Below are 8,489 nucleotides of genomic sequence, written 5' to 3' on the forward strand. Positions count from 1 at the left end.
GATCGCCTTCGGTGACCCGGAGATGCAGTTGCTTCAAGGATTTGTCGTCAAGAAGGGCAACCCACTTGCGCTGAAGAGCTTCAAGGATGTGGCTGACAACAGGAACGCCCGGCTGGGAATGCTGACCGGCGCCGGGCAAATCCGTTTCGCTGACATTGCTGGGGTGACCAGGGATCAGCAGATTCTGTTCCCTGACTTCGACAAGTCGGTTGCAGGGCTGCAAGCAGGCCGCGTCGAGGCGGCGGCCGGTGCCAGCGTTGCACTGAAATACATTCTGTCGAAGATCAACAGCCCGGAGGTCGAGTTTGCCGAACTCTCCCAGCAACCCGTGGATGAAAAGGGCCAGTCGGTGACCGCCTATGCAGGCATGGGCTTCCGGCAAGGCGATACCGAGCTTCTGGGCGCATGGAACGCCTGGCTRCGCGCGGCCCGGCAATCAGGAGAGGCGCTGAGGATCATGGCGCCATTCGGCCTTGGCGAGAATGACATCGCCCCGGTCAGCGTGACCGCGCAGTCGCTCTGCCAGAACCGATAGGGTCGGGCCTGCCATTTCGCGGGAATGGCAGGCGCACATCAAACCTGAGGCCACGGGGATACCTRGGCTCGTCTTCCCGTGAGGTTGATTTCGATGACGCTCACCTATGCCGCTGCCGAAGGCCTGTCTGGGGTCAGCCTTCGACAGCAGGCGATCCAGATTCTTCGCACCCAGATCCTGATTGGCGCGCTTGCGCCCGGCCGCCTCTATTCKATCGGAGAGATTGCCGAACAGCTCAAGGTGTCGCCGACTCCAGTGCGGGAAGCCCTGCTCCATCTCGCCGGCGAGCGCCTGATCGTCATGGTCCGGAATCGAGGCTTTTCGGTTCGCGAGATCGATGACCACGACCTCGATGAACTGGCCGAATGTCGGCATTATCTCGAAGTGCCGGCAATCGTGAGCCTCACGCAGAAATCCAGGCTCGCCGGACGTGCCCTCCTCGTCGACTTGGCGTCGCAGACCGAGAAAGCGGCAGCCGAGGGCGACCTTCTCTCGTTTCTCACCGCTGACCGGCAATTTCACGTGCTCTTGCTCTCAGAGACGGGCAATTCCCGGTTGGTGGAGATGGTTGCGACCCTGAGAGATCAGACACGCCTCCACGGCCTGACGCGCTTGCGAGGCTCGCACGAACTGCTGTCCTCGGCGAAGGAGCACCGCGCGCTGATCGATCTCATCGAGGCTGGCGATGTCCCGGCAGCCCGGGAGCTCATGGGGCGGCACCTTCGGCATACCCGCGGCCTCTGGGCCGGAACAGCCAGCATTCCCGCGGAACAGAGCGTCGATCGCTGTTGACTTACAGTATGTAACCGGTAACATATTACTAAGATCAAAGCCCGTTGGAGGCTTGCAATCTCGGCCATGGAGAGCAGCTTGTCTGAGCAGAATAGACTTAAGGTCGCCGAGGCGGCCAAAGCGTTGCGCGCAGAAGCGCTCGTGATGCTGAAAGACATGACGGCCATTCCGGCCGATGCGACGACGGGGACCGGCTACCCCGAAACAGTTGCCTATCTGAAGAAGCAGCTCGCCACCTTTGCTCCCACCGAAGAGATCGACATTCCACAAAGCTATCTCGATGACCATTGGGGAAGCGATCTGTCGCTTTCACGCGAGTATCTGCCGGTGTACCGCGCTGCTCCGCGCGTGCTTGTCACGGCGATGCTGCCGGGTCGAAGCGACGAGATCGGCATCCATCTGAACAACAACTACGATCTTTACTGGGGACCGCGAAAGGAACGCGCCGGCTCGATCGCCCAAATTCTGGCGCTCAAGGCCGTCGCCAAGAGCGGTGTGAAGCTCGACAAATCGGCTTTCCTCTCTGCCACGCCCGACGCTTATATCGGCGGGGAGACCGGCGCGGGCTATCTGGTGCAGCAGGGCATGGGTCGCAGCCCGGTCGTTCTGGCCAGCAGCCTGGGCGGCCCGGATATCGTCACGGCCGGCTATAAAGGCCACTTCTGGGCGAAGATCACCGCTTTCGGCAAGGCAACGCATGGTTCGCGGCCAACGGAAGGCGTGAATGCCATCGAAGGCATGATGGCGGTACAGGACAGAGTTCGGAAACTCGCTCAGGAATTTACGGYGATCAAGACGCCCCTGGAGATCGTTCCGGCGCATGCCAACACGCCGACGATCGTCATGTGCCGCATCGCGGCCAACCTGGACGTGACGTTCATCCCGGACGAATGCGCACTCTATGTCGATCGGCGCATGAATCCCGAGGAGAAGCTGGACGATGCGATGGCGGCGCTGAGGGAACTCGTCGCTGACGCTTCGCGCGAGACCGGAATGCGAATGGAGGTCTCCTTCCCCCACACTGTTTCGAGTTCGTACACGCCGCCTGAGCATCCCTTGCACAAGGCGCTGAGCGACAACCTGAAGGCCGTCACCGGACGTGAGGCCCGTTCGATCGTCTGGTCGCATTATCTTGGACTTCACTATTTCACGGCGGGCTGGGGCAGCGCGGCCGTCGCATACACCCCCGGCGCCGTCGACCACGGCAAGGTCGTGATCGAGGCGGGCGATCCCACGGTCTCGGATGACGAGCTGATGGCCGCGATCGAAGTGATCGCGCTGACGATCTACGATTTGACCACATCCGGCGCTGTCGACGCCTGACATCGATATCGGCCAAGGAGGCGGATATGCCATCTCTTCAGAAGGTAGCGCTCGTTACGGGCGCCGGATCCGGCATCGGCCGCGCCACGGCGGTAGCGTTTCTCAAGAGCGGCTATCACGTGGTGCTGACTGGCCGCAGGCTCGATGCCTTGCAGGAAACGGCCGATCTCGGCGGGTCGCCCGGGAACGCCTTGTGCGTCTCGTGCGACGTCACGCGGCCTGAGGCCGTGAGGGATCTGTTCGCTCAATGCAAACAGCGCTTTGGCCGGCTTGATGTGCTCTTCAACAATGCTGGCGTCACCCGCGGAGGATCGATCGAGGATATCGCCTACGAGGATTGGATGACGACGGTCTCGACCAATCTCACCGGCCCGTTCCTCTGCACCCAGGAAGCGTTCAGGCTGATGAAGAGCCAGACGCCTCAGGGTGGCCGGATCATCAACAACGGCTCGCTGTCCGCGCATGTTCCGCGGCCAGCCTCGGCTCCCTACAGCGCCACAAAACACGCGATAAGCGGCTTGACCAAGACGACCGCGCTGGACGGCCGCCCGTACAACATCGCCTGCGGTCAGATCGACGTCGGCAACGCGTTGACCGAGATCGCGCGTGATATGATCGAGCGCTCCAAGGCAGCAGGCACCTACGCCCAGGCCGAGCCTGTCATGGATGTCGAGCACGTTGCCCAGTCAGTGCTCCACATGGCGAACCTGCCGCTTGAGGCCAATATCCTGTCGATGACGGTCATGGCGACCAAAATGCCATTCGTGGGTCGGGGATAGGAGGAGCCTCAGCCGGCCTCGGACCAACGAGTCTTCGTGGATTCGACGTGGTTGGTGATGATCTTGTGGAGCAGCGCCTCATCCCTCACCAGGGCAGCATCGACGAGCGCGATATGTTCCTTCGATGCCGCCACGATCTCGCGACTTCCCAATCTGGCCCGCAATCCCCTCAGCCGAGCGCGATCGCGATAGTTCATGATGAGCTCGGTGAGATGCGGCATGGCCAACGGGGCCAGGAAGGCCTGGTGGAAGCGGCGGTCGCCTTCGACATAGCTGACCAGGTCGTTCGACTGCGCGGCCTGAACAGTGGCCTCGGCGATCGCCCGGGTTTCTTGCGCGTGCTCCTCCCCCATCTTCAGTCCGGCCTCGACCGTGGAGGGAACCTCGAGCAGGAGCCGGATCTTGTGGAGCTCCTCGAGCTCTTCCGGTGTGGTCGCAGGAACGGAGAATCCGCGGTTCTTGTGGATGACGAGGAGATCCTTGCTCGCCAGATCCAGGACCGCTTCGCGAATGGGCGTCGGAGATACATCGATACCTGCCGCCAGTTGTGCGACCGAATAGATCTCTTCGGGAACGAACTCGCCCGACATGATCTGGGCCAGCAAAAGCTGCCGGACGCGTTCACGCAGGCTGACCGTCTGCGGAATTGAGAATTGGCTTAGACGTAGCTGGGACATCGACAGTCGCCCTTGTGACGGCACGACGCTTGTAGAGACGGAGCTCCGGCGGGTCGAGAAAAATGTTGACGGCTACAGGTAATATGTTACACCTCAGCTGCATCGGACGTGATGTCTGACGCTCTCTTGCTCTCCTTACAAAGGCTTAGGCACATGCGTGAAGCAATCACCMTGCCAGGGCAGCACGCCAAGTATTATTCCGATATCGTGAAGGCGAAGGGGACGCTCGTGTTCCTCGCCGGGCAGGTCGGCTGGGACGAGAAAGGCACGTGGGCGCCTGATTTCGCGAGCCAGCTGGAACTTTCCCTCGAGAATATGAAGACCGCTCTGCATGCGGCAGGCGCGACGATCGACGATGTCGTCAAAGTCAACGCCTATCTCGTCGACGTTCGGTACGGCGACGAATTCAACGAGGTCTACGCGCGTTATTTCAAGACCGACCGGCCGGTACGGACCCGTGTCCAGGCGGCGATGCTTGCGCGCGATTGCCTGGTCGAAATCGACGTCATCGCGGTGATCGACGACGCTTGAACGCGATCCATCAGAGGGGCAACGGCAATGGGATTGAAAAACTCGGATCATCTCTCGCGGCGCCTGCTCCTTTGCGGCGCGCTGGCGAGCTGGGCGGTGGTGGGAGCGTCAGCAGCGCTGTCTCAGCCGCAGGACGACAGCCTGGCGCGCATCAAGTCTCAGGGCAAAGTCCGGATTGGCTTCGCCAATATCAATCCCTACGGCTACGTGATGCCCGATGGACGGGTCACCGGGCAGGCTCCCGAACTCATCCGCGCCTTCTTCGCGGATATGGGCGTGTCCTCCCTTGAGCCCGTCGTGACGGATTTCGGTTCGCTGATCGGAGGGCTTGTAGCCAAACGCTTCGATATCGTCGCAACGGGCATGCTGATCCAGCCCGAGCGCTGCAAGATCGTGTCCTTTGGCGACCCCGAATATCAGATCAACYGGGCCTTCGCGGTCAAGAAGGGCAACCCCAAGGGCGTGACGAGCTTCGTCAGCCTGGCAAGGCACGCCGACGCGAAGATCGGCTTGTTGACGGGCGCCGGCGAGATCCGCTTTTCGGAGCTGGCCGGCATCCCCCAGGAACGCCGCCTCCTCTTCCCCGATCTTTCAGCGGCAATCGCGGGTCTTCAGGCCGGCCGGGTTGATGCCGTGGTGGCGTCGACCGTTACGATCCGCGGAGCGCTTTMGCGGGCGAATGATCCGCGCCTGGATTTCGCCGCCCTGTCCGAGCAACCCCGCGACGAATCCGGCAATGAATCGATCGGATACGGCGGCATGGCCTTTCGCAAGGACGACATTTCACTCCGTGAGGCCTGGAATACCTGGCTCGCCAAGGGCCTGAAGAGCGGCCGCGTCACGTCGATCATCGAGCCGTTCGGCTTCGGGCCGGAGACGTTGCCGAAGGAAGGCACCACTGCCGAATACGCCTGCGCGGAACGCAAATAACCGCTCGCCAAGACAAGGGGGAATACCATGAAGATCACGTCCCGGACGGCCCGTGTCGCGAATGCGCTCGCAAGCGCCCTGATCGTCAGCGCTGCGCTGTCGTTCCCGACGATTGCCCATGCCGACAGCCTGTCTTCGATCAAGAGCGAAGGCTATGCGCGGGTCGGCTTCTCGAATTTCACCCCGTGGGGCTATGTCGACGACAAGGGAGAGCTTTCAGGGGTCGAGCCGACGCTCGTCCGAGCGTTTCTCAAGTCGATCGGCGTAGACAAGATGGACGGCGTAGTCACGCAGTTCGTCTCGATCATCCCCGCACTAGATGCCAAGCGACTGGATTTCATCGGCGCCGGCATGCAAATCCGGCCCGGTCGCTGCCAGCAGATCGCTTTCGGCGAGCCGGAATGGGTCAGCACGCAGGGTTTCGTTACAAAGGCCGGCAATCCGTCCAAACTGACAAGCTTGGATGATGTGAAGAGCAATGCCGCCACCCGTCTTGCTGTTGTCGCCGGTGGCACCGAGCGGGAGTACGCCAGGATCAACGGCATCCCTGATGCTCAGGTCGTCATCTTCCCAGATCTGCCCACCGCGGCGTCTGGCATCAAGGCGGGCCGGGTCGACGCCATGATGCAGACCTCGATCACCATCCGCGGCTTGCTGGCGGGCGACAAGCATCCTGAACTCGCCTATGTCGCAATGTCGAAGCCGCCCCTCGACAAGGATGGCAATCCGGTCATCGGATATGGGGCAGTTGGTTTCCGCAAATCGGATCCGGAGCTTCTCGCCGCCTGGAATGCCTGGCTCAAAGGAGCCAAGCAGTCGGGTGAAATTGTGCGACTGCTGGAGCCGTTCGGCTTCACGGCGGCAGATATCGCACCTGACACGATCAAGACGGCAGATCTCTGCGCCGCAAAGAACTGACCGTCGCATGCTCCAGGATGAATCGTGAACCTCCTGCTTGAAATCAGTCCGGTGTTGCTGCGGGGAGCATACACAACCGTGTTGCTCACGTTGGTATCTGGGACCTGCGCGCTCCTGGTGGGCTTCGCGGTTGGGCTCGCTCGCCTGGCCCGGACCCGGTGGCTGTCCATTCCGCTGGCGATCTACATCGAGGTATTTCGCAACACGTCCTCGCTGGTCCAAATCTTCTACTTCTTCTTCGTGCTCCCTCTCATTGGGATTCGGCTCGAGGCATTCACGACAGGATGCCTCGTGCTGGCACTGAATTTCGGGGCTTATATTTCCGAGGTTGTGCGCTCAGCCATTCTTTCGATTGACCGCGGACAGCACGACGCCACCATCGCCCTGAATATGCCCACCAGCCTGAGCTACCGGCGGATCATCATCCCCCAGGCCATTCCGGTCATGCTTCCTGCCTTTGGGAATTACGCACTGGAATTGTTGAAGGCCACCTCGCTGGTTTCGCTCATAACAATCACGGAGCTGACGTTTTCCGGGGCTCAACTTGTCCAGTATTACGGGCACCCCACCCTCATCTACATGTCGATCTTCGTGATCTACCTGCTTCTGGCCTTGCCTCTAGTTGCTCTCAACAAGGCTCTTGAGCGGCACTCCGGAGGTCAGTGGAAGCCAAAGGTGCCGACGACATGAATTTCAGCCCTCAAATCACKGCGGAACTCCTCCCGGCACTGCTCAGAGGGACTGTCGTCACTCTTTACGCTACGGCCGCTGGCATGGCTGTCGCATTGGCCGTCGGGCTCTTGATCGCCGTCGCCCGCCGTGGCGGCAATCCTGTCGCCGTCCTGATCATCGACAGCTTCGTCACCGTCGTCCGCAGCACGCCTCTCCTGATTCAGCTGTATCTGCTTTTCTATGTGCTTCCACTTTACGGGCCGTCGTTCAGCCCCTTGTTTACGGGCATCCTGGGCCTGGGGTTGCATTACAGCAGCTACATCTCCGAGGTCTTCAGGGCTGGCATCGATGCTGTCCCCCGCGGGCAGTGGGAAGCCTGCATCGCCCTTCAATTCTCGCGTGTAAAAACCTGGACGAGAATAATCCTACCGCAGGCTTTTCGCATCGTCCTGCCGCAAATCGGCAACTACCTCATCTCAATGTATAAGCATGCGTCCCTTCTCGCCACGATCACAGTGGTCGAGCTTCTCGGAGCGGCATTGAACTTTGCCGGTGAAACGTTCCGATACTTCGAAGCCTTCACGCTTGTCGGCATCATATACTTCGTGATCGGCTTCGCATTTTCACGTCTTGTCCGTTACCTGGAGCAGAGAACGACTTACGGCCGGGCCTGAGTGCAAAGGTCGTTTGTATGCTTCCTGCTCCTTATCGAGTGCTGAGAATGGACCATCAGAGCGCAACTGCCTCCCAAACGCCGCTGGCGGCTGAATTCGTGAATGTCTCGAAGTCGTTCGGTGCATTCACGATCATCGACGATCTGAACCTGCAGATCAGGCCGTCAGAGCGCGTCTCGCTGATCGGCCCGAGCGGCTCCGGGAAAACCACGATCCTGCGTCTTCTGATGACCTTGGAGCGACCCAACGAGGGTGAGATCAAGGTGTTTGGAGACATCCTTTCGGCCGGCGGCGAAGGATCTGCGAAAGCTCGACCGGATCGGGAATTCAGAGCGATCCGCGGCAAGATCGGCATGGTGTTCCAGCAGTTCAACCTGTTCCMGCACATGACCGCGCTCGAAAACGTCATGGAAGCGCCGGTGCAGGTGCTCGGAATGCAACGCCAGGAGGCCCGAGACCTTGCCGAGAGTCTCTTGAAACGGGTCGGCCTGGCCGAAAAAGGCGCCTCCTATCCATCGCAACTGTCAGGTGGCCAGCAGCAGCGCGTCGCGATCGCGCGGGCCTTGGCCATGAAGCCCCAGATCATGTTGTTCGACGAGATCACGTCTGCGCTTGATCCCGAGGTCATCGGTGAGGTCCTCGAGGTTGTCCATAATCT

The 8,489-nt window shown here is 60.7% G+C and carries 11 protein-coding genes; 10 read left to right on the forward strand and 1 reads right to left on the reverse strand.

Going from position 1 to position 8,489, the window contains the following annotated elements; all coding sequences use genetic code 11:
* From AC1DJT_RS30965 to AC1DJT_RS30980, 4 genes are all read left to right on the forward strand, one after another.
* On the forward strand, positions 1-535 hold a 535-nt coding region (locus AC1DJT_RS30965; protein WP_476835557.1), incomplete at its 5' end, for a type 2 periplasmic-binding domain-containing protein.
* A 93-nt stretch (positions 536-628) separates the two neighbouring features.
* Positions 629-1,327 carry a GntR family transcriptional regulator gene (locus AC1DJT_RS30970; protein ID WP_441506761.1) on the forward strand — a complete coding sequence of 233 codons (699 nt, stop codon included), beginning with the start codon at positions 629-631 and terminating at the stop codon, positions 1,325-1,327.
* A 66-nt stretch (positions 1,328-1,393) separates the two neighbouring features.
* Positions 1,394-2,650 carry a peptidase dimerization domain-containing protein gene (locus AC1DJT_RS30975; protein ID WP_476835558.1) on the forward strand — a complete coding sequence of 419 codons (1,257 nt, stop codon included), beginning with the start codon at positions 1,394-1,396 and terminating at the stop codon, positions 2,648-2,650.
* A gap of 26 nt (positions 2,651-2,676) precedes the next feature.
* Complete coding sequence (locus AC1DJT_RS30980) at positions 2,677-3,429, forward strand: SDR family oxidoreductase (protein ID WP_441506759.1); 753 nt, start codon at positions 2,677-2,679, stop codon at positions 3,427-3,429.
* 8 nt (positions 3,430-3,437) lie between these two features.
* Here the strand turns inward: AC1DJT_RS30980 and AC1DJT_RS30985 are convergent, their stop codons facing one another.
* Positions 3,438-4,106, reverse strand: coding sequence for a GntR family transcriptional regulator (locus AC1DJT_RS30985; protein WP_441506758.1), 669 nt, complete (start codon positions 4,104-4,106; stop codon positions 3,438-3,440).
* A gap of 153 nt (positions 4,107-4,259) precedes the next feature.
* Here AC1DJT_RS30985 and AC1DJT_RS30990 point away from each other — a divergent pair, with 153 nt between their 5' ends.
* From AC1DJT_RS30990 to AC1DJT_RS31015, 6 genes are all read left to right on the forward strand, one after another.
* Positions 4,260-4,637, forward strand: a complete 378-nt coding sequence (locus AC1DJT_RS30990; RefSeq protein WP_476835559.1) for a RidA family protein — start codon at positions 4,260-4,262, stop codon at positions 4,635-4,637.
* A gap of 27 nt (positions 4,638-4,664) precedes the next feature.
* The gene (gene ehuB, locus AC1DJT_RS30995) at positions 4,665-5,567 is read left to right on the forward strand and encodes an ectoine/hydroxyectoine ABC transporter substrate-binding protein EhuB (protein WP_476835560.1); all 903 of its coding nucleotides are present in this window, start codon (positions 4,665-4,667) and stop codon (positions 5,565-5,567) included.
* A 27-nt stretch (positions 5,568-5,594) separates the two neighbouring features.
* Complete coding sequence (gene ehuB / locus AC1DJT_RS31000) at positions 5,595-6,485, forward strand: ectoine/hydroxyectoine ABC transporter substrate-binding protein EhuB (protein WP_441491196.1); 891 nt, start codon at positions 5,595-5,597, stop codon at positions 6,483-6,485.
* A 24-nt stretch (positions 6,486-6,509) separates the two neighbouring features.
* Complete coding sequence (locus tag AC1DJT_RS31005; protein ID WP_162768001.1) at positions 6,510-7,175, forward strand: amino acid ABC transporter permease; 666 nt, start codon at positions 6,510-6,512, stop codon at positions 7,173-7,175.
* On the forward strand, positions 7,172-7,831 hold the full coding sequence (ehuD, locus tag AC1DJT_RS31010; RefSeq protein WP_441491194.1) for an ectoine/hydroxyectoine ABC transporter permease subunit EhuD: 660 nt from the start codon (positions 7,172-7,174) through the stop codon (positions 7,829-7,831). Before AC1DJT_RS31005 ends, ehuD begins: the two co-directional genes overlap by 4 nt.
* Before the next feature lie 47 nt (positions 7,832-7,878).
* A partial coding sequence (locus tag AC1DJT_RS31015; protein WP_476835561.1) for an amino acid ABC transporter ATP-binding protein occupies positions 7,879-8,489 on the forward strand: 611 nt, incomplete at its 3' end.

Source organism: Allobosea sp. 05T422_2, assembly GCF_056396265.1.